Raw genomic sequence first — 18,349 nt, 5'->3', positions numbered from 1 at the left:
GTATAAATAGTATTCGTAATAAAATTCCAATCATGTCGACCAAAAATTGGGGATAATGGAAAGCTGCTCTGGACTGCCCGGGAATCACTACACAAAAAAAGACCGGATGGATTCACATATCCATCCGGTCTTTCATCTGCTGCAGGATTTTCTTCTCGAGCCGGGAGACCTGCACCTGTGATATTCCCAGCCTTGCTGCCACTTCAGACTGTGTCTGATCTTTATAATATCTGAGATAAACAATCAGCCTTTCCCGCTCATCCAGCTCGCGGATTGCCTCTTTAAGGGCTATCTGGTCAAACCACTTGCCATCATTGCCATCATCGATCTGATCCAGCAGTGTGATAGGGTCGCCGTCGTTTTCATATACAGTTTCATGAATGGAGGATGGCGTCCTGCCTGCTTCCTGGGCAAGGATGATATCCTCAGGAGGGATTTCCAGATAAGCGGAAAGCTCTGTTACAGTCGGAATCCTTCCAAAAGTCTTGGTCAGCTCGTCTTTTGCCTTGCGGATTTTATTTCCCATTTCCTTCAGGGAGCGGCTCACCTTCACAGTTCCATCATCCCGGATGAAACGCTGTATCTCCCCGATGATCATAGGAACGGCATAGGTTGAAAACTTTACATCATAGCTCAGATCAAATTTATCAACCGACTTCAAGAGGCCGATGCAGCCGATCTGGAATAAATCATCCGGCTCATATCCTCTGTTGAGAAAACGCTGGACCACTGACCAGACGAGCCTCATGTTTTTCTGGACAATCGTGTCCCGTGCCCCCTGGTCTCCTGCCTGGCTTTTTTGTATGAGCTCTTTTACCTCGTGATCCTTGAGATACGTCTGGGTCTTATCTGTCTTTACCTCCACATCCATAGCATGACTCCCTTAATTGCATAGCATTTTACTGTTTGATAAATGCTTCCTTAAACGGATTTCGGTGCCTTCTCCTGGGTGTGAGCGAACTTCTATCTCATCCATGAAATTTTCCATGATTGTAAAGCCCATGCCGGAACGTTCCAGCTCTGGTTTGGTTGTAAACAGCGGCTGCCTGGCCTCTTCCACATCCCCGATCCCGAGTCCTTCATCTCTGATTGTCATATCAACGAAGCCGTCCTCAATGCTGACAGAAATATAGACAATCCCTTTACTGTCATTGTTATAGCCATGGATGATCGAGTTGGTAACTGCCTCTGATACGACCGTCTTGATTTCAGTCAGTTCATCCATTGTCGGATCAAGCTGGGCGATGAAAGCCGCGACGGTCACACGGGCAAAGGACTCATTCTGGCTCAAAGCGCTGAATTGCAGATTCATTTCATTTTTCATTGTCAGGCAACCCCCAATCGCTGAAGTGCAAATTCTTCAGTCGGCTCAAGACGGATGATTTTAAACAGCCCGGACATATCGAATAGCCTCTGTACCGCCGGTGAAATGGCACAGACGACCATCTCGCCGTGAAGCTGCTTAATTTGCTTATACCTGCCCAGGATCACTCCAAGGCCTGAGCTGTCCATAAAGGATAATTGCTCCAGATTGAGGACAATGTGGCGGATCCCATAAGACTCTATGGCGTTTGTTGCCTTTTCCCTTAATTCATCTGCCGAATGGTGGTCCAATTCTCCGCTTAAGCGAATGCACAGCACATCATTTTTTACTTCCAATCCAATCATCAGACTCATGACTGATAGCCTCCTTCTCTGCTGCCGGAACCATTTACAGATCCGGCCGGCTGTCCATGCCCTCATCTCCTGCATGGATCAAGCCTTTCTAGAGAGTCAATTTCGCTGAAGGAGGCCCTTATTCCTTCCTGAAGGCAAAACTAGTGCGGTTTCGCTAAATTTTCCTTGATGCACCTTTTTTTCGACATCAATTTGATTTCGTGAAAATGCCGAGAGCCCGTTTATAGAGCGTCCACCAGCCTGCCTCTTTCACTTCGCTTTTGGCCACCAGCGGGCTTTCCACGATTGTCTTCCCATCTTTTTCAACTTTCAGCGTACCAATTTGATCGCCTTTAGCTATTGGGGCTTTCAGGTCTTTTTTCAGGACGACGGTTTTCTTGACTGCCTTTGTGTCTTCGCCTTTTTTCGTCAGCAGTGAGATCGGCTCGCTCGTCAAAGCTTCGACCTGCTTTATCTCGCCTTTGCTGACTTTGGCAGAACCTAAAGCTTCATTCCGCTTATACATTGGATGTGTCTCATACTGGCTGAAAGCATAATCCAGCATCTTGGTTACCTGAGCATTTCTTTCTTTCGATGTCGGAGCACCAAAGACAACTGCGATTACCCTCATCCCGTTTTTCTCAGCTGTAGCCGTCAGGCAATATTTCGCTTCATTTGTAAAGCCTGTCTTCAATCCGTCGACTCCCGGATAGAAGCGGACCAGCCTGTTTGTATTGACCAGCCAGAATTTCTTGTCGGTATCTTCCCTTAAATAAGCTTCATATGTTCCTGTAAATTTGGTTATGCCTTCATATTTCAGCAGTTCCTTTGCCATAAGTGCCATATCATGGGCTGTGCTGTAGTGCTCGGTTACAGGCAGGCCTGTTGCATTCTTGAAAATCGTGTCCTTCAAGCCAAGGTCTTTGGCTTTTTTATTCATCAGCTTGACGAATTCTTCTTCTGAACCGGCGAGCCTCTCAGCCATGGCAACAGATGCATCATTTCCTGATCCGATGGCAATCCCCTTCAGCATCTGTTCTGTTGTCATTTCTTCGCCCGGTTCCAGGAATATTTGCGAGCCGCCCATGGATGCTGCATATTCACTCGCCCTGATCTTTTCATCCATGGAAAGCTTGCCCTTATCAATCGCTTCCATTATCAAAAGCATGGTCATGATCTTAGTCATGCTTGCTGGAGGCAGCTGTTCATTGCTGTTCTGCTCATATAAAACAGCCCCGGTATCCCGCTCAATCAAGATCGCCGATTTTACGTTGTCAACCAGCTTGACGCCGCTTTCTTCGGCTAAGGCTGCCGGTGCCATCATTGCTGATAGTAAAACAAACACCATTATAGAAACGATTCGCTTCATCACATAACCCTCCATTCTTTATAGCCTCCATTTTTTCCAAAGGAGACAAATTTATACAATAAATTGGCGGAGGTACGGTTTTTATTTTACATGAGCCGTTTCAGATGGGTTTGAGAATTTAAGAGCTTGTATAATGGAGGGATTGCCCGAGAGCTGGAGAGGCTGCTTTCACTTATTTTCGGAGTGCTCTAAGGGGACCGGAAAGCACGCGGGAGTCAAGGCATAAAAAAGCTGCATCCTGAAGGGATGCAGCTTTTTCATACAATGTTATTCAGTAATTTCTTCATGCACCAGTACAGGGGCATCTACTTTGGAAGCCGTGATTTTGATGCTGCTGTACAGGCGTTCTTTGACTTCTTCAACGTTTTCGAAATTGCTGTAGATGGTGGCAAGTGATTCTCCTTTTGAGACAGTGTCGCCGATCTTCTTGCGGAGCATGAGCCCGACGGCAAGATCGATTTCCGATTCTTTAGTTGCCCTTCCTGCACCAAGGACCATGGCAGCCGTTCCCACTGCGTCAGCGACAATTTCTGAAACATAGCCATCTTCTTTTGCTTCAAGTTCATAAACAAATTTGGCCCGCGGCAAACGGGAAGGATCATCGACAACAGAAGCGTCCCCTCCCTGTGAGCTGAGGAAGGTTTTCATTGCTTCAAGGGCGGATCCGTCCTTGATTGCCTGTTCCAGCATTTCTCGTGCCTGTGCCGGGGTTTCTGCCTTTTCAGCCAGCACAACCATATGGCTGCCTAGTACAAGGCACAGCTCAGTCAGATCTTCCGGTCCTTCGCCTTTTAATGTGTCGATCGCTTCTTTCACTTCCAAGGCATTGCCGATGGCAAAGCCAAGCGGCTGGCTCATGTCTGAAATGACTGCCATCGTCTTGCGGCCGACATTGTTCCCGATCCTTACCATTGCTTTTGCAAGCTCTCTGGAATCATCCAGCGTCTTCATGAAGGCGCCAGCCCCCGTTTTCACATCAAGGACAATGGCATCTGCGCCTGCAGCAATCTTTTTGCTCATGATGGAGCTGGCAATCAGCGGGATGCTGTCTACCGTCGCCGTCACATCACGGAGCGCATATAATTTTTTATCCGCCGGCGTGAGGTTTCCACTTTGTCCGATGACGGCAATTTTGTTCTGATTGACCAGCTTGATGAACTCTTCGTTTTCTATCTCTACATGGAAGCCTTCAACCGCCTCCAGTTTATCGATGGTACCGCCTGTATGGCCAAGGCCGCGGCCGGACATTTTAGCGACCGGGACACCGACAGCCGCTACAAGAGGGCCGAGCACCAGCGTAGTTGTATCGCCGACTCCCCCTGTGGAATGCTTGTCGACTTTAATGCCTTCGATTTTTGACAGATCGATTTTATCGCCTGATTCTACCATGCTCATCGTCAGGTCGGCTCTCTCACTTTCTGTCATGCCCTGGAAAAAGATAGCCATCGTTAAAGCACTGATCTGATAGTCAGGAATTGAACCGTCAGTATAGCCTTTTATTATGAATTGGATTTCTTCCGAAGACAGCTCTTTGCCGTCTCGTTTCTTTTCTATTAAGTCAACCATTCTCATATTCGTCACCACTTTTTCTTTATTTAAGCACCAAACTGGCGTACAAGCTCTTTCACATAAGAGAGGAAGTTCGCCTTCACTTTTTCAGTCGTTTCAATGACTTCTTCATGGTTTAAAGGCTGATCCAGTATGCCTGCTGCCATATTGGAAATGCAGGAAATACCCAGTACTTTCAGGCCTGCATGCCTGGCCACGATTACCTCAGGTACCGTCGACATGCCGACTGCGTCACCGCCCATAGTGCGGAGCATCCTCACTTCTGCAGGCGTTTCATATGTAGGGCCGGTATTGCCAACATATACACCTTCCTGGATGCTGATATTCAGCTTGCCTGCAATCTCTCTTGCCTGCTGGCGCAGATCCCTGGAGTATGCTTCCGACATATCAGGAAAACGGACGCCAAGCTTGGAGTCATTAGGTCCAATCAGAGGATTGCTTCCCATATTGTTGATATGGTCCGAGATAAGCATTAAATCTCCTGGTGCAAAGCTTTCATTAACACCGCCGGCAGCGTTTGTCACGATCAGGATTTCCACTCCGAGCTCCTTCATGACTCTCACAGGGAAAGTGACCTTGTCGAAGCTGTAGCCTTCATAATAGTGGAAGCGCCCTTGCATAGCCACAGCCTGTACACCGTTCAGAAGGCCGAATACAAGCTGGCCTGCATGCCCTTCAACTGTTGAAACAGGGAAATCAGGAATTTCATTATAAGGTATTTTCACTGGCTGTTCGATTTCATCTGCCAGAACGCCGAGCCCGGAGCCAAGAATCAAACCGATTTTAGGCGTTTCTCCATACTTTTCTTTTAAAAATTGTGCTGCATTTTGAATTTTTCCGTAGTCCATTTTATAATCCCCTTTTTATCAGACAGTACTGAGCGGATAACCGGCCGCAGCCATCGCCTGCCAATCTCCTTCTATGGCTCAGCTTGTCAGTTGTTTAAAATATGACCCAGGCTTACAATTCACCCAGAAAGCTTTTTCCGAATTTTGGCGCGGCCACAGCAAAGTTTTCCGCTACAGTAGCGCCGATATCGGCGAATGTCTGCCTGATTGGCAGCTCTTTTCCGACCGCCATGCCCTTAGAATAAGCCAATAATGGGACATATTCACGTGTATGGTCTGTCCCGGGATGTACCGGGTCATTCCCGTGGTCAGCCGTAATGATGAGCAGATCATCTTCCTTCAGCTTATCAAACACTTCCGGAAGGCGGGCATCATATTCTTCCAGCGCTTTCCCGTAGCCCTCCGGGTCCCGTCTATGTCCGAAAAGGGCATCAAAGTCCACAAGATTCAAGAAGCTCAAGCCTGTGAAATCCATATCCATCGTTTCGAGGAGCTTATCCATCCCGTCCATGTTAGAGACAGTGCGCAGTGACTTTGTCACACCTTCGCCGTCATAGATGTCGGAAATCTTTCCGATGGCCAGTACATCCAGTCCGCCGTCCTTCAGCTCATTCATGACCGTCCTGTCAAAAGGCTTCAGGGCATAATCATGCCTGTTCGCTGTCCGCTTGAATGCACCAGGCTGTCCGATGAAAGGACGTGCTATCACTCTTCCAACCATGTATTTCTCATCAAGTGTCAGTTCCCTGGCGATTTTACAGATCGTGTACAGCTCATCAATCGGCACAATCTCTTCATGGGCTGCAATCTGAAGGACCGAGTCAGCCGAGGTATACACAATCAGGGCTCCTGTCTTCATATGCTCTTCCCCAAGCTCATCAAGGATCTCAGTGCCGCTTGCCGGCTTGTTCCCGATGATCTTTCTGCCTGTGCGGGCTTCAAGCTCTGACAAAAGCTCATCCGGGAAGCCGTCCGGGAATACCCTGAACGGTGTCTCGATATTCAGCCCCATGATCTCCCAATGCCCTGTCATGGTGTCTTTTCCGTTTGATGCTTCCTGCATCTTTGTATAAGAAGCGAGCGGCTTCTCTGCTTTTTCAATACCTTTGATTTCTTTGATATTGCTGAGGCCCAGCCGGCCCATGTTCGGCATGTTCAGCCCGTTCATCCTTTCAGCGATATGGCCAAGCGTATCAGATCCCTTGTCGCCGAAGCGCTCAGCATCCGCTGCCTCGCCAATTCCCACCGAATCCATAACAATTAGAAAGATTCTTTTATATGTATGCGAATTCATGTGCTCTCCTCCTAAACATGTACACGTTTTCAATTTATTTTACAAATATATGTTACCCTTTTTCAAAAGTATTAACCTGCGAGAGGTTTAGAATCGTCAGAAGTCTGACATCTATATTCTACAAAACAAATAACCTAAAAAACAAGAAAAAACTGCTTTATATTCAGCAGTTTTATCAGATTTATTTTTTTGCAGATTTATAAACTCCAGTTTTATCAGGCACGGGGATGAAATTTTGAATATACATCCTTCAGCCTTGTTTTCGTGACATGGGTATATATCTGGGTTGTTGATATATCCGCATGACCGAGCATCTCCTGTACTGCCCGCAAATCTGCTCCATTTTCCAGCAGATGGGTGGCAAAAGAATGCCTTAGAGTATGAGGGGTAAGCTCTTTTTCAATGCCCGCATCGCCTGCAAGCTTTTTCAGTATTTTCCAGAATCCCTGGCGGGTCAGCTGCCTTCCATGATGGTTCAGGAATAATGTATCATCTCTGCGGCTTTTCGAAACAAAATTCGGCCTTCCATGCAGAAGATATCTTTCAATTGCTTCTGAAGCTGTTTTCCCAATCGGAATGATTCTTTCTTTATTTCCTTTCCCGATGCAGCGGACAAAGCCCATTGTCAGATGGACATCGCCTATCTGCAGTCCGATCAGTTCACTGACCCTGATTCCTGTTGCATACAGGAGCTCAAGCATCGCTTTGTCGCGGAGGCTGTAATGGCTCGAGTCTGAGGGCGATTCCAGGAGGGTTTCCACTTCTGCCATGCTCAGGACCTTTGGAAGGCTTCTTTCCTGCTGCGGCGACTCAATATGTACAGATGGATCATTTTCGCATGCCTTCTCCCTGAGCAGGAACTGATGGAAGGCACGGATGGAAGCGATATGCCTGGCAAGGGTCTTGGCAGATTTCCCCTGTTCCTTCAGCTTTTTCAGGAACTGGACGATATGGACCCTTTGGACTTCATTCAAACTGGCAAGCCCTTCGCTTTTCACAATGAATTTAAGATAATTTTTCAAATCCCGTTCATAAGAGACAATTGTATTGTTGGCAAGTCCCTTTTCAATCAATAAAAAGTGAACAAAATCTTTCAGCCTGTCTTCCATTTATGCATTACTCCCCATTGTGGTAAAACAGAATCAGTCTGTCAAACCAGTCGGTTTCATCAGAAACTGCATCACCAGATACCCTGACGGCGCTGCCTTCCGGCTCATCATAACGGTGATAGCTCTGATATTCTTCATTTAACCATAAAAGCCCATAATAAAAAAGGATTGTACATCCCGTAAACAGGACAAATACCTTCAATGTTTTAAACGTCATAATCATCCAGGATCTCATCATTCTTCCTCCAGCTGCATTCTATAATAAAAGATATGCCAAGCTGGACAAGATTTATACCTTCCCGGCTAAAGCTTTTGGCATTTCCGGCTTTTTTTCGGAGAATAATAAAAACCTTTTCCGGTTTAAAGAAAAGGTTCCAGTCAATCAGCCTCATCGGCGCTTTCTTCTTTATCCTGGCAGCGGTAGCAGATGCCATGAAATGTCAGGCGGTGATCTTTGATCTTAAAGTTCCAGTCACGCTCAACTATCGCTTCGACATCCTCCAGAAGGTCATCCTGGATCTCATCTACTGCCCCGCATTCTATGCATACTAAATGGTGGTGGAAATGGGCGGCGCCTTCCTGCCTCAGGTCATAGCGGGAAACTCCATCACCAAAATTGATTTTATCGACAATTTTCAGTTCCGTTAACAGCTCCAGTGTGCGATAAACGGTCGCCAGTCCTATCTCAGGCGACTTCTCTTTGACAAGGAGGTATACATCTTCCGCGCTCAGATGATCTTCTTCATTCTCCAGCAGCACACGGACTGTTGCTTCACGCTGCGGTGTTAATTTATAGCTTGACGAATGCAGCTGTTTTTTAATTCTATCTATTCTGGTCTCCATCCCGTAAAGTCCCTCCCTCGCACTGTCAGTTCTCATTATAACAGATAGGGAGATGTTTTCAAAATAAAATCATTATAAATAAGAAGATACAATTATTATAATAAAATATATTCATTCTTATATTATAATCACTATAAAATAAGCAATCAAGGCTTTATACTGCTGACAACCGATTTCATCAAAGCCGGGGAAAGATAGGCTTCTATGCCGGCAGCCACTGATAATAATAGAACTGCCGCGCAGAACACAGCCAGGTACCTTCCAAACATCGGCACGACCGGCTGGCCGAGATTTTTCATAAATTGCCTCCTGATCATCTTTAAAGACAGAGCCACTGTCATCGCTGCGGTGATGATAAAGATCGGAATGATGATGATATTCTGCGGCATAACTGATACAAAGGAAAGCAGGAACCCATCCCAGCCCATCCTGTTTACAAGAAAGCCGACTGTAAATCCGACAACCATACCCTTCATAAATAACAGCACGAGGATGACCGGCAGGCCGATGATGGAAATGCCGAGAAGCCACATCAGTCCAATGAACTTGCTGTTATGGAACAGGCTCTGGATAAAAAGATCATGTGACTCAGCTACAGTGCCGGCCGATACCTGTCCAAAAAATTGCGACAGATAGTAATATAAATCTTCCTTTTGATTGAAGCTCAGGCTGTTCACCACTACGGCACCGAAAATGACCCCCATCAGAAACAGGACGATGACGAATAAGTAGATCGAGGAATGCTCGCGAAAATGATTGGCTGCAAAGTTCTGGTACATACGTTTTTTCATTGCTCTTCCTCCTGTAAAATCTATTACTACATCCTATGCAGGGAAGAACAGTCTATGACAGGATTCTATCATTTTGCCATTATTTTAAAAATATATTGCCAGTCTTTGTGCCACCCGATATAATCGGAACAATCACAAAGGAGGAGTGGAAAATGAATCCAATTTTAATCGACTTTCCTGAAATCATTGCAGAGACAGAAAGATTGTATATCCGGCCTTGCCTGCCAGGCGATGGCAAAGATGTGTATGATGCTGTCATAGCATCAAAGAATGAGCTGAAAAAATGGCTGCCTTTCGCTGCCAAGGAACAGTCCCTCGAAGAAACAGAAGCAGGCATCCGCCGGTCATATGCCCAATTTTGGCTGAGGGAAGATATCCGCCTCCATATATACCGCAAAGAAGACGGTCAATTCATCGGATCGACCGGGCTGCACCGCATCGACTGGGAGGCCCGCAGGTTTGAAATCGGCTATTGGTGCGATTCGCGCCATCATAAGAAAGGTTATATCTCAGAAGCGGTCGAAGCTCTTATTGAGTTTACATTCAGCAGCCTGTCTGCCAATAGAATTGAGATCCGGTGCGACCCGGAGAACACAGCCAGCAGAAAAATCCCCGAGAGGCTCGGCTTTACGCTGGAAGCTACCTTAAGAAAAAATACCCTCTGCGCCAGCGGTGATGTGCTGCGGGACACTTGTATTTTTGCAAAGTTAAAAGAATAGAAAAAACCGGATCCGCTCTCTGGATCCGGTTTTCCGTTAGATATTTACAGTCACAGCCCGGCTCCTGTGTTCGTCCCCTTCAGCTGCTATTCCTGCTCAACTTTTCCGTACTTCCCTCCGCCGCCTGCTTTCAAGCTAAGCCGGCCGCTCCTCGCTTTGACGATCAGCATAGCAAGCTTATCTGGAATGACCTCTTCCAGTGCCTCCTTCGGCACTCTGTGGAGTATGTCCATTTCAGTCCCAAAATGGTCCAGCAGCCTTTCCAGTATCTTTGGGCCGAGGCCGGGAATGAATTCGAGCGGCACTTGATGGACATATGGCGGCCTGTCTGCCGGTGCACTCCCAGCTGTCTTAAGCTCCATAATCCGATCGGCCACTCCCTTCACCTGCTTTATGCTTCCGCACTTCCGGCAGCCATTATGACCGGAAGCGAGGGGGGAATGGCAGTCCAGACAAACTGTCTGATGATATTTCCCCAGCTGCGGGTCCAGTCCGTAATTGGCGGAAATCCTTCTCCCTCCCTCTCTTTTCAAGGCTAAATGAAACTCATTGAATGAAGGCCCGGCCATTTCAATCTGCTGATATTCCCTGGCTATTTTTCCGAGAGAGTGAGCATCTGAATTTGTAAGAAAAGGGTACTGGTGCAGCTCATGAATCATATCAGCCATTTCTGTATCCGAACTCAGGCCCAGCTCGATCCCATCGATAAGATCTTTATCGAAGACCTCTTCAAGCGACCGGTCGACACCTTTTCCATACATGCTCTTGAAAGGCGTAAAGACATGGGCCGGAATGAATAATCCGCCAAGCGCTTTTACCTGTGACTGCAACTCTTTTCCTGATGCATAGATACGCTGTGAGCTTAAATGGATATTTTTAAGGCGGCCTTTCAGCCACAAAGAGAATTCCTTCATCACATCAAGGTTTGGAAAATAGCAGAGAACGTGGATGGGGCCCTTGCAGCTTTCATCATAGATTTCAAGCTCTGATCCTGGAATGATTGCGAGGCCGCCGTACAGCAGACCTCCTTCAGGCGATTGCACAAGCTCGCCCGTGGCCATAAGTTCTTCCATCTCGTCAATTACCTCTGGTGAATGGCAGTCAATAATCCCGATCATATCCAGGCCTTTACTGTCCCTTGCATGCTCGATGATATTGGAAAACACAAGTGATCTGGCCCCCGTTATTTTAACGGCGCGCCCTGACTTTGTCCGGCCGATATGGATGTGCATATCGGCATAATAAGTTTGAAGCATCATCTGTTCTTCAGCTGTTCGATCTGGAGATACTGGACAGCATAGACTGTTTTGGCATCATGGATTTTTTGCTCTTCTATATAAGCCTGCGCCTCTTCAAGAGTAAGCTCAATAACATCGACGAATTCATCCTCATCCGGAATGGCGGGATTTTCTATTTTTCTCAGTTTTCTGGCAGCATATATATGGAGAATCTCATCAGCGAATCCGGGTGAAGTATAAAAGGAAACGAGCTTTTCGATTTCTCCGCAAACATAGCCTGTCTCTTCTTCCAGCTCTCTTTTTGCACAAAGCTCCGGATCCTCGCCTTTTTCAAGCTTGCCTGCCGGAATTTCCACAATTGCCTTTTCAAGAGGTTTTCTGAACTGCTCTACCATCACGATTTTGTTGTCATCTGTAAGGGGAATGACAGCAACCGCTCCAGGATGCTTGACAATTTCCCGTTTTGAGTTTTTTCCGTTCGGCAGCTCCACATCGTCCACCTGAAGGGAGATGACCTTCCCGTTAAAAATCTGCTCTGTTTTTATCGTTTTTTCTTCTAAAGGATGCTTCACTGTTCTATCACTCCAGTTCTAATCCGATTATCTGCTCATACATTTTATCATACTTTATTTGGGGGAGTATGAATTGAAAATCCGCGTCCACTCTAAAGGCGTCATCCTTGCAGGCAAGGCATGGGAGATTCGTGAAAAATTGAGAGAGTACACAGTGAAACATACGCTGATCAAGGAATGGATCGATTCGGCAGAGGCAGCTGCCACCCCGGAAAAAGTCCGGCTCCGGAGGATAAAATAGTCTCTTATATTTGTGGCCATGCCCTTCTTTTAGATACAATGGACTCATCATAAGTTCGAGGTGAAAATATGAAAAAGAGAGAGCTTGGAAAGACAGGACTATATGTAAGCGAGCTGGGACTTGGCTGCATGTCCCTTGGAACAGATGCCCTTGAAGGAAGGAAGATCATCGAGGCAGCTTTGGAAGAAGGAATCAATTATTTTGATACCGCCGATCTATACGATTTCGGGGAAAATGAAAAGATTGTCGGCGAAGCACTCAAGGAAGTGCGCGAAAACGTCATTATTGCTACAAAAGCAGGCAACCGCTGGAATGAAGCAAAGGACGGCTGGAGCTGGGATCCTTCTAAGGCTTATATTAAAGAAGCGGTCAAGGGAAGCCTGAAGCGGCTGGGAACAGATTATATCGATTTGTATCAGCTTCACGGCGGAACCCTTGATGATCCGATAGATGAAACAATTGAAGCATTTGAAGAACTGAAGGAAGAGGGCTTTATCCGCCACTATGGAATCTCCTCCATCAGGCCGAATGTGATCCGGGAATACGTGAAAAGGTCCAATATCGCTTCTGTCATGATGCAATACAGCATCCTTGACCGCCGCCCGGAGGAGACAGCCCTTCCGCTTCTTAAAGAGAAAGCTATCAGCGCCGTGGTCCGCGGCCCTCTCGCCAAGGGGATGCTGAGCGATAAGATGCTCGGGAAAGCCCCAGGTTCTGTAAAGGAAAACGGTTATCTTGATTACAGCTACAAAGAGCTGGAAGACATTCTCCGCCACCTGAAAGAAGCTTCCGGCAATCGTTCGATGACAGAATTGGCCTTCCAATATGTCCTTTCCAGCCCTGCAGTCGCTTCTGTGGCTGCCGGCGCCAGCTCGGCCGCACAGGTCAGGGAGAATGCTAGGGCCGCGGCAGCTGGCCCTTTATCGGCTGAAGAACTGGCGGCCATCCAGTCTATCAGCCTGGCAAATCAATATGGACAGCACAGATAGGCCCTGGCGATTCCCGAGTAACGAAGAAAAGGAACAGGATCAAGTTAGATCCTGTTCCTTTCCTTCATTCTGCAGGTGCCAAGCCAGCGCCTTTTCATCAAGCAGCTTCACCACCGGATCCTTTTCCTTTATATAGGACTCAATATCATAAGGGTATTTCCGGGCGGCTACCAGCTTTGTCCTGCTGTATAAATCGGCTTCCTCCGGATGCTTCCGCAAATAATCCCGGAACAGCAGATGGCGGCCGATTTCAGGGTGCCCCTTTGGATAGCCGTGCAAATGGACCAGCCTTTCACCTGCTTCGGTAAATCTCACAAAATACCTCCGGCCGGGGATGCCGTTTTCTCCTTTTGCTGTATAGCCCCACCCCTGCAGTTTGGGTGCTGCCTCATCAAAGATGCCGGCATTGTCCGCTTCGGCCAGGATATCGATGATCGGCTTGGCGCTCATGCCGGGAATGGAGGTGCTTCCGATATGGTGTATGGGAGCTGATTCTCCAAAGACAGCGGCAAGGAGCTGTTTTTCCTCCTGAAAAGAATCGGCCCAGCTCCCGCTGTACGGCTGGACATCCACCTTCCTTGGCCGGGTTTCCATCATTTATACTCTTTCCAATTTAGATCGCTATCCTGGAGAAGCTCTTCAAAGCTCTTATTCTTCTCTCTTAAACGCCGTTCCTCTATCTTTCTTTTTTCCGCTTCCTCAGCCTTCTTCAATTCCTCATCCTTCAGCTGCTTCTTTGCTGCCTTCAGCTGATCCATCAGGTCCTGATTGAGCATATCCCCCAGTGTAACCGGCTTGTCGTCTTTTTTCTGCTGTGCTGTTTGGCGTTTTTTCTTCATGTTCTATCCCTCTTTTTGCGTATTTACAGGATATTATAGCATACAAGGAGCAGTGCCGAATTCTTCCCTGCTCACGTAAGGATCAGCTGATAAATTCGAGGAACTCGATTCTGTTCCCGAACGGATCTTCTGTAAAGAAGCGGTTTCTTCCATCAATCGGCGGCTCCTCCTTGATCACTGTGCCTGCCTCCTCCAGCCTGCTCCGCAGTCCCGCGAGATCTTCAACCACAAATCCAGGATGGGCCTTCCTGGCCGGAAGGAAATCTTCCTGGATGCCGATGTGCACCTCCTGGCTGCCGCAGAGGAACCAGCAGCCGCCCCTTCTTTGCAGATTTCCAGGCTTGGGGATTTCCTCAAGCCCCAGCAGCTTTCCGTAAAATTCCCTGGCCTGCTCTTCTGTCCCTTTTGGAGCTGCCAGCTGAATATGATCGATTCCTTTAAAAGTGATTCCCATTTAAATTCCCCTCTCTATACAGAAGAAAGGTACAGCCGCAGAGGCTGCACCCAACTTTCATTAAAATGCCTCTGTTAAGACCGAGTCGTCCACCTGCAGTTCCGGCCCGGTCGAGCTGACCACCTCTTCAACCGTAAAGCCTTTCGCCACCTCAATCAGCTTCAGCCCCCCTGCTGTTACATCAATAACAGCCCGCTCGGTGATGATGCGGTCCACGACCCCTTTGCCAGTCAGCGGGAGGGAGCAGGACTTGAGGATCTTGCTTTCCCCGTTTTTATTTGTATGCTCCATGATGACGATGATCTTTTGCGCCCCATGGACAAGATCCATCGCACCGCCCATGCCTTTGATCATTTTGCCGGGGATCATCCAATTGGCCAGGTCCCCTTCCTCGGAAACCTCCATGCCCCCCAGAATGGCGACATTGACATGCCCGCCCCGGATCATCGCAAAAGATTCAGCACTGTCAAAATAGGCTGCACCCGGTATGGCCGTCACGGTTTCTTTTCCGGCATTGATCAGGTCGGCATCCACATCTTCCTTATCCGGATAGGGGCCGATCCCAAGAAGCCCGTTCTCGGATTGAAGGACCACTTCCTTGTTGCCGGAAATATAATTAGCCACAAGTGTCGGCATGCCTATGCCGAGGTTTACATAAAATCCGTCTTCAATTTCTTTCTCTGCCCGTCTGGCAATTTTCTCGCGCACGGCACCTTTATCGCTGCTCATATCTGCTGCTCCTTTCTCTCCTTAATTATGATTTGACAGTCAGCCGCTCAATCCGTTTTTCCTGGCTGCCTTTAATAAGGCTTTGCACATAAATGCTCGGCGTGTGGATGTTTTCCGGCTCAAGCCCGCCAGTCTCTACAAGGTTCTCCACTTCCGCTATGGTTGTTTTTCCTGCGGCTGCGATCATTGGATTGAAATTCCTCGCCGTTTTCCGGTATACGAGATTTCCCATACGATCCCCTTTCCAGGCCCGGACAAGGCTGAAGTCTGCGGCAAGCGCCTCTTCAAGCAAATATTCCTTTCCGTTGAAAACCCTGGTCTCCTTTCCTTCGGCAATCGGGGTTCCTACTCCGGCAGGTGTATAAAATGCCGGAATGCCGGCTCCGCCGGCGCGGATTTTCTCAGCAAGCGTTCCCTGCGGCAGCAGTTCGACTTCAATTTCACCTGATAGTACCTGGCGCTCAAATTCCTTATTCTCACCTACATAAGATCCGACCATTTTTTTGATCTGCTTGTTTTTTAACAGAAGGCCAAGACCCCAATCGTCCACTCCGCAGTTGTTGGAGATAACGGTCAGATCCTTCACCCCTTTTTCCACGAGGGCAAGTATTAGATTCTCAGGAATGCCGCAAAGTCCGAAGCCGCCCACCATCAGTACCGCTCCGTCCTGGATGCCGGCAACTGCTTCCTGGAAGGATGTATGTATTTTTTTCATCGTTTCTCTCCTCTCATATTTTTTCTTTTTTTGCTGTTCTTCCCCTCAGTGCAGGCGGGACTTGGCAAGCTCAACCACTGTCGCTACTCCCTGGCCGCCGCCAATGCATAGTGCTGCCAGCCCTTTCTCTGCATTCCGCTTTTTCATTTCATGCAGGAGCGTAACAAGGACCCTTGCACCGCTGGCGCCAATCGGGTGGCCAAGCGCAATTGCCCCGCCGTTTACGTTCAATATTTCATTGTTGAAGCCGAGCTCTTTTCCTACTGCAAGCGATTGAGCGGCAAAAGCCTCATTTGCCTCGATCAAATCCAGTTCTTCCATTGAAACTCCTGCCTTCTCCAACACCTTCTTGACCGCCGGCACCGGTCCGATTCCCATGATGCTCGGATCTACGCCGGCACTTGCGTTCGCTCTGATGACAGCAATCGGCTGGACCCCGAGCTCTTCCGCCTTTGCCCTGCTCATCACAACAAGGGCGGCTGCACCGTCATTAATGCCCGATGCATTGCCGGCAGTAACTGAGCCATCCTTTTTGAAGGCCGGCCTCAAGCCGGCAAGCTTTTCGGCTGTCGTCCCTTTTTTCAAATATTCGTCGCTGTCAAAGATGACCGGATCCCCTTTGCGCTGAGGAATTTCGACAGGCACAATTTCATCCTTGAAACGCCCGGCCTCTTGTGCTTTCTGCGCTTTTTCCTGGCTCCATGCTGCAAATGTGTCCTGCTCTTCCCTGCTGAGGCCATACTGCGAGCAGAGGTTTTCCGCTGTCATGCCCATATGGTAGTCATTGAATGCACACCACAGCCCGTCAGAGACCATGCTGTCCACCAGCTTCTGATCGCCCATCTTAAACCCATCGCGGGCGCCTTTTAGCAGGTAAGGGGCCTGGCTCATATTTTCCATGCCGCCCGCAACGATGACTTCTGCATCCCCTGCCATAATCGCCTGATAGGCAAGATGCACTGCCTTCAAGCCGGAGCCGCAGACTTTATTGATCGTCATAGAGGAAACGCTTTCAGGAATCCCCGCCAAAATAGCTGCCTGCCTTGCCGGATTCTGGCCCAGCCCCGCCTGCAGCACGTTTCCCATGATAACTTCATCCACCTGTTCTGCCTCAAGCCCTGCCTTTTCCAATGCACCCTTTATGGCAGCGGCCCCAAGCGCCGGAGCTGAAACTCCCTTCAGGCTCCCGTTAAAGCTCCCGATCGCCGTCCTTACAGCACTCGCTATTACGATGTCTGTCTGCTTCAAGCTATTCACCCTTTCTAACTGCAATATGTATTAGTTCGAGCCAAAAATGAGAAATTCCTTTTATTTTGTCAAAATTTCTATTATTCTTGCTTTTTATTTTTCTTTTCTCCTACAATATAAAAAAGCCCTTTCATTAATCTTGCAATCTACAAATAAAAATATGTTGTCAGGAGTGAAATCATGACCCTCTGCCTGCCAAAGAAAGCGACCATCATAGAAGTAGGCCCGCGCGACGGGCTCCAAAATGAAAAAACGTTCATTCCAACCCCTGTTAAAAAGGAATTCATATCCGCGCTGAAAAAAGCCGGCTTTGCCGAGATGGAGCTTACCTCCTTCGTCTCACCTAAATGGGTGCCGCAAATGGCGGATGCAGCTGAAATTGCCGCCAGCTCTATTGGATCAGGTGTGCGCGATTTTGTCCTTGCCCCCAACAGGAAGGGCATTGAACGCGCCTATATGACCGGCTGCCGCGCGATTGCTGTCTTCGTTGGGGTAAGCGACAGCTTCAACAAAAAAAATATCAACAAAACAACAGCGGAAAGCATGGAGGAAATCCTGCCGCTGGTCAGGGAATTGAAGGAAAAAGGCTACTTTGTGCGCGCCTGCATCTCGACCAGCTTCTACTGCCCTTATGAAGGCAAAATAGAGGAAGACAGGACTGTGGAGCTTTGCCGCCAATTTACTCTCGCCGGGGCAGATGAGCTGAGTGTTGCCGATACGATCGGCATGGCTGCCCCTCATGAGGCATACTCCCTGTTCAGCAGGCTGAAGCACGAATTTCCGGATGTTTTGCTGACAGCGCATTTCCATGACACAAGGAAAATGGCTTTGACGAATATCTTTGCCGCTCTCCAGGCAGGGATCGACCGCTTCGACAGCTCTGCAGGCGGCCTTGGCGGCTGTCCGTTCGCTCCAGGTGCGGCAGGCAATGCGGCAACCGAGGATGTTGTGAATATGCTTGAACGGATGGGAATCAGCACTGGCATCAATTTGGACCTCCTTATGGATGCCATTGATATTGTACAGCCCCATCTCAGCCGGCCGATTGAAAGCGCGATTTACCAGCTGTATTTGGGAGAGGCATCCAGGGAACGAGCAGGTTCATAATCTGTTTTATCTGCATAAC

At 48.2% G+C, this 18,349-nt stretch carries 23 protein-coding genes; 4 read left to right on the top strand and 19 right to left on the bottom strand.

The window, feature by feature from the left end; all coding sequences use genetic code 11:
• Positions 1–112: 112 nt before the first annotated feature.
• The 11 genes from sigF to spoIIM form a co-directional block, all read right to left on the bottom strand.
• Entirely contained in the window at positions 113–871 is a 759-nt protein-coding gene (gene sigF / locus RBB45_RS01935; RefSeq protein WP_009794761.1) for an RNA polymerase sporulation sigma factor SigF, read from the bottom strand.
• Positions 872–883: 12 nt separating this feature from the next.
• Positions 884–1,324, bottom strand: a complete 441-nt coding sequence (gene spoIIAB, locus RBB45_RS01930; RefSeq protein WP_094767120.1) for an anti-sigma F factor — start codon at positions 1,322–1,324, stop codon at positions 884–886.
• 2 nt (positions 1,325–1,326) lie between these two features.
• Positions 1,327–1,677, bottom strand: coding sequence for an anti-sigma F factor antagonist (spoIIAA, locus tag RBB45_RS01925; protein ID WP_009794759.1), 351 nt, complete (start codon positions 1,675–1,677; stop codon positions 1,327–1,329).
• 187 nt (positions 1,678–1,864) lie between these two features.
• A complete protein-coding gene (locus RBB45_RS01920) occupies positions 1,865–3,025 on the bottom strand; it encodes a D-alanyl-D-alanine carboxypeptidase family protein (protein ID WP_035403067.1) in 1,161 nt (386 codons plus the stop codon).
• A gap of 267 nt (positions 3,026–3,292) precedes the next feature.
• Positions 3,293–4,597 carry a pyrimidine-nucleoside phosphorylase gene (locus RBB45_RS01915; RefSeq protein ID WP_306009042.1) on the bottom strand — a complete coding sequence of 435 codons (1,305 nt, stop codon included), beginning with the start codon at positions 4,595–4,597 and terminating at the stop codon, positions 3,293–3,295.
• Between the two features lie 23 nt (positions 4,598–4,620).
• Positions 4,621–5,442: a purine-nucleoside phosphorylase gene (locus RBB45_RS01910; RefSeq protein WP_009794756.1), complete on the bottom strand. Its 822-nt coding sequence runs from the start codon at positions 5,440–5,442 to the stop codon at positions 4,621–4,623.
• 112 nt (positions 5,443–5,554) lie between these two features.
• Complete coding sequence (gene deoB / locus RBB45_RS01905; RefSeq protein ID WP_148949122.1) at positions 5,555–6,736, bottom strand: phosphopentomutase; 1,182 nt, start codon at positions 6,734–6,736, stop codon at positions 5,555–5,557.
• A 215-nt stretch (positions 6,737–6,951) separates the two neighbouring features.
• On the bottom strand, positions 6,952–7,845 hold the full coding sequence (gene xerD, locus RBB45_RS01900; RefSeq protein WP_094767117.1) for a site-specific tyrosine recombinase XerD: 894 nt from the start codon (positions 7,843–7,845) through the stop codon (positions 6,952–6,954).
• 7 nt (positions 7,846–7,852) lie between these two features.
• Positions 7,853–8,080, bottom strand: a complete 228-nt coding sequence (locus RBB45_RS01895; protein WP_022544160.1) for a YqzK family protein — start codon at positions 8,078–8,080, stop codon at positions 7,853–7,855.
• 143 nt (positions 8,081–8,223) lie between these two features.
• Positions 8,224–8,688, bottom strand: coding sequence for a ferric iron uptake transcriptional regulator (gene fur, locus RBB45_RS01890; RefSeq protein WP_022544161.1), 465 nt, complete (start codon positions 8,686–8,688; stop codon positions 8,224–8,226).
• A gap of 146 nt (positions 8,689–8,834) precedes the next feature.
• Entirely contained in the window at positions 8,835–9,479 is a 645-nt protein-coding gene (gene spoIIM / locus RBB45_RS01885; protein ID WP_022544162.1) for a stage II sporulation protein M, read from the bottom strand.
• A 152-nt stretch (positions 9,480–9,631) separates the two neighbouring features.
• Here spoIIM and RBB45_RS01880 point away from each other — a divergent pair, with 152 nt between their 5' ends.
• Entirely contained in the window at positions 9,632–10,198 is a 567-nt protein-coding gene (locus RBB45_RS01880) for a GNAT family N-acetyltransferase (protein ID WP_224951463.1), read from the top strand.
• A gap of 86 nt (positions 10,199–10,284) precedes the next feature.
• Here RBB45_RS01880 and RBB45_RS01875 read toward each other — a convergent pair whose 3' ends face one another.
• Both RBB45_RS01875 and RBB45_RS01870 read right to left on the bottom strand, forming a co-directional pair.
• Positions 10,285–11,457 carry an endonuclease Q family protein gene (locus tag RBB45_RS01875; RefSeq protein ID WP_148949120.1) on the bottom strand — a complete coding sequence of 391 codons (1,173 nt, stop codon included), beginning with the start codon at positions 11,455–11,457 and terminating at the stop codon, positions 10,285–10,287.
• Positions 11,454–12,008 (bottom strand): NUDIX hydrolase, encoded by a 555-nt coding sequence (locus tag RBB45_RS01870; protein ID WP_101550229.1) that lies wholly within the window; start codon positions 12,006–12,008, stop codon positions 11,454–11,456. The genes RBB45_RS01875 and RBB45_RS01870 overlap by 4 nt, the downstream gene beginning before the upstream one ends.
• A 73-nt stretch (positions 12,009–12,081) precedes the next feature.
• Between RBB45_RS01870 and mciZ the strand changes: the two genes are divergently transcribed.
• Positions 12,082–12,249, top strand: a complete 168-nt coding sequence (mciZ, locus tag RBB45_RS01865; protein ID WP_022544165.1) for a Z-ring formation inhibitor MciZ — start codon at positions 12,082–12,084, stop codon at positions 12,247–12,249.
• A gap of 68 nt (positions 12,250–12,317) precedes the next feature.
• Positions 12,318–13,238, top strand: a complete 921-nt coding sequence (locus RBB45_RS01860) for an aldo/keto reductase (RefSeq protein ID WP_009794745.1) — start codon at positions 12,318–12,320, stop codon at positions 13,236–13,238.
• Positions 13,239–13,277: 39 nt separating this feature from the next.
• On the opposite strand, the gene RBB45_RS01855 is transcribed toward RBB45_RS01860, so the two are convergent.
• From RBB45_RS01855 to RBB45_RS01830, 6 genes are all read right to left on the bottom strand, one after another.
• The gene (locus RBB45_RS01855) at positions 13,278–13,835 is read right to left on the bottom strand and encodes a GrpB family protein (RefSeq protein ID WP_306009041.1); all 558 of its coding nucleotides are present in this window, start codon (positions 13,833–13,835) and stop codon (positions 13,278–13,280) included.
• Complete coding sequence (locus tag RBB45_RS01850; protein ID WP_094767112.1) at positions 13,832–14,077, bottom strand: YqkE family protein; 246 nt, start codon at positions 14,075–14,077, stop codon at positions 13,832–13,834. The genes RBB45_RS01855 and RBB45_RS01850 overlap by 4 nt, the downstream gene beginning before the upstream one ends.
• 82 nt (positions 14,078–14,159) lie before the next feature.
• On the bottom strand, positions 14,160–14,531 hold the full coding sequence (locus tag RBB45_RS01845) for a VOC family protein (protein WP_306009040.1): 372 nt from the start codon (positions 14,529–14,531) through the stop codon (positions 14,160–14,162).
• Positions 14,532–14,591: 60 nt separating this feature from the next.
• A complete protein-coding gene (locus RBB45_RS01840) occupies positions 14,592–15,260 on the bottom strand; it encodes a 3-oxoacid CoA-transferase subunit B (protein ID WP_009794741.1) in 669 nt (222 codons plus the stop codon).
• Between the two features lie 25 nt (positions 15,261–15,285).
• Complete coding sequence (locus RBB45_RS01835; protein ID WP_148949119.1) at positions 15,286–15,975, bottom strand: CoA transferase subunit A; 690 nt, start codon at positions 15,973–15,975, stop codon at positions 15,286–15,288.
• A 45-nt stretch (positions 15,976–16,020) separates the two neighbouring features.
• On the bottom strand, positions 16,021–17,223 hold the full coding sequence (locus tag RBB45_RS01830; RefSeq protein WP_094767111.1) for an acetyl-CoA C-acetyltransferase: 1,203 nt from the start codon (positions 17,221–17,223) through the stop codon (positions 16,021–16,023).
• Between the two features lie 180 nt (positions 17,224–17,403).
• Here RBB45_RS01830 and RBB45_RS01825 point away from each other — a divergent pair, with 180 nt between their 5' ends.
• Entirely contained in the window at positions 17,404–18,330 is a 927-nt protein-coding gene (locus RBB45_RS01825; protein WP_009794738.1) for a hydroxymethylglutaryl-CoA lyase, read from the top strand.
• Positions 18,331–18,349 lie beyond the last annotated feature (19 nt).

The organism is Bacillus sp. MMSF_3328, from assembly GCF_030733525.1.
GTDB classification, from domain to species: Bacteria; Bacillota; Bacilli; order Bacillales; family Cytobacillaceae; genus Bacillus_AB; species Bacillus_AB infantis.
Note: the sequence above shows the minus strand (reverse complement) of the source record. Positions and strands in the feature narration are given on the sequence as shown.

Bases quoted from the DNA above. Each gene is read 5' to 3' on its own strand.
- sigF (WP_009794761.1), bottom strand. From the start codon at position 871: ATGGATGTGGAGGTAAAGACAGATAAGACCCAGACGTATCTCAAGGAT.
- spoIIAB (WP_094767120.1), bottom strand. From the start codon at position 1,324: ATGAAAAATGAAATGAATCTGCAATTCAGCGCTTTGAGCCAGAATGAG.
- spoIIAA (WP_009794759.1), bottom strand. From the start codon at position 1,677: ATGAGTCTGATGATTGGATTGGAAGTAAAAAATGATGTGCTGTGCATT.
- RBB45_RS01920 (WP_035403067.1), bottom strand. From the start codon at position 3,025: ATGAAGCGAATCGTTTCTATAATGGTGTTTGTTTTACTATCAGCAATG.
- RBB45_RS01915 (WP_306009042.1), bottom strand. From the start codon at position 4,597: ATGAGAATGGTTGACTTAATAGAAAAGAAACGAGACGGCAAAGAGCTG.
- RBB45_RS01910 (WP_009794756.1), bottom strand. From the start codon at position 5,442: ATGGACTACGGAAAAATTCAAAATGCAGCACAATTTTTAAAAGAAAAG.
- deoB (WP_148949122.1), bottom strand. From the start codon at position 6,736: ATGAATTCGCATACATATAAAAGAATCTTTCTAATTGTTATGGATTCG.
- xerD (WP_094767117.1), bottom strand. From the start codon at position 7,845: ATGGAAGACAGGCTGAAAGATTTTGTTCACTTTTTATTGATTGAAAAG.
- RBB45_RS01895 (WP_022544160.1), bottom strand. From the start codon at position 8,080: ATGAGATCCTGGATGATTATGACGTTTAAAACATTGAAGGTATTTGTC.
- fur (WP_022544161.1), bottom strand. From the start codon at position 8,688: ATGGAGACCAGAATAGATAGAATTAAAAAACAGCTGCATTCGTCAAGC.
- spoIIM (WP_022544162.1), bottom strand. From the start codon at position 9,479: ATGAAAAAACGTATGTACCAGAACTTTGCAGCCAATCATTTTCGCGAG.
- RBB45_RS01880 (WP_224951463.1), top strand. From the start codon at position 9,632: ATGAATCCAATTTTAATCGACTTTCCTGAAATCATTGCAGAGACAGAA.
- RBB45_RS01875 (WP_148949120.1), bottom strand. From the start codon at position 11,457: ATGATGCTTCAAACTTATTATGCCGATATGCACATCCATATCGGCCGG.
- RBB45_RS01860 (WP_009794745.1), top strand. From the start codon at position 12,318: ATGAAAAAGAGAGAGCTTGGAAAGACAGGACTATATGTAAGCGAGCTG.
- RBB45_RS01855 (WP_306009041.1), bottom strand. From the start codon at position 13,835: ATGATGGAAACCCGGCCAAGGAAGGTGGATGTCCAGCCGTACAGCGGG.
- RBB45_RS01850 (WP_094767112.1), bottom strand. From the start codon at position 14,077: ATGAAGAAAAAACGCCAAACAGCACAGCAGAAAAAAGACGACAAGCCG.
- RBB45_RS01845 (WP_306009040.1), bottom strand. From the start codon at position 14,531: ATGGGAATCACTTTTAAAGGAATCGATCATATTCAGCTGGCAGCTCCA.
- RBB45_RS01840 (WP_009794741.1), bottom strand. From the start codon at position 15,260: ATGAGCAGCGATAAAGGTGCCGTGCGCGAGAAAATTGCCAGACGGGCA.
- RBB45_RS01835 (WP_148949119.1), bottom strand. From the start codon at position 15,975: ATGAAAAAAATACATACATCCTTCCAGGAAGCAGTTGCCGGCATCCAG.
- RBB45_RS01825 (WP_009794738.1), top strand. From the start codon at position 17,404: ATGACCCTCTGCCTGCCAAAGAAAGCGACCATCATAGAAGTAGGCCCG.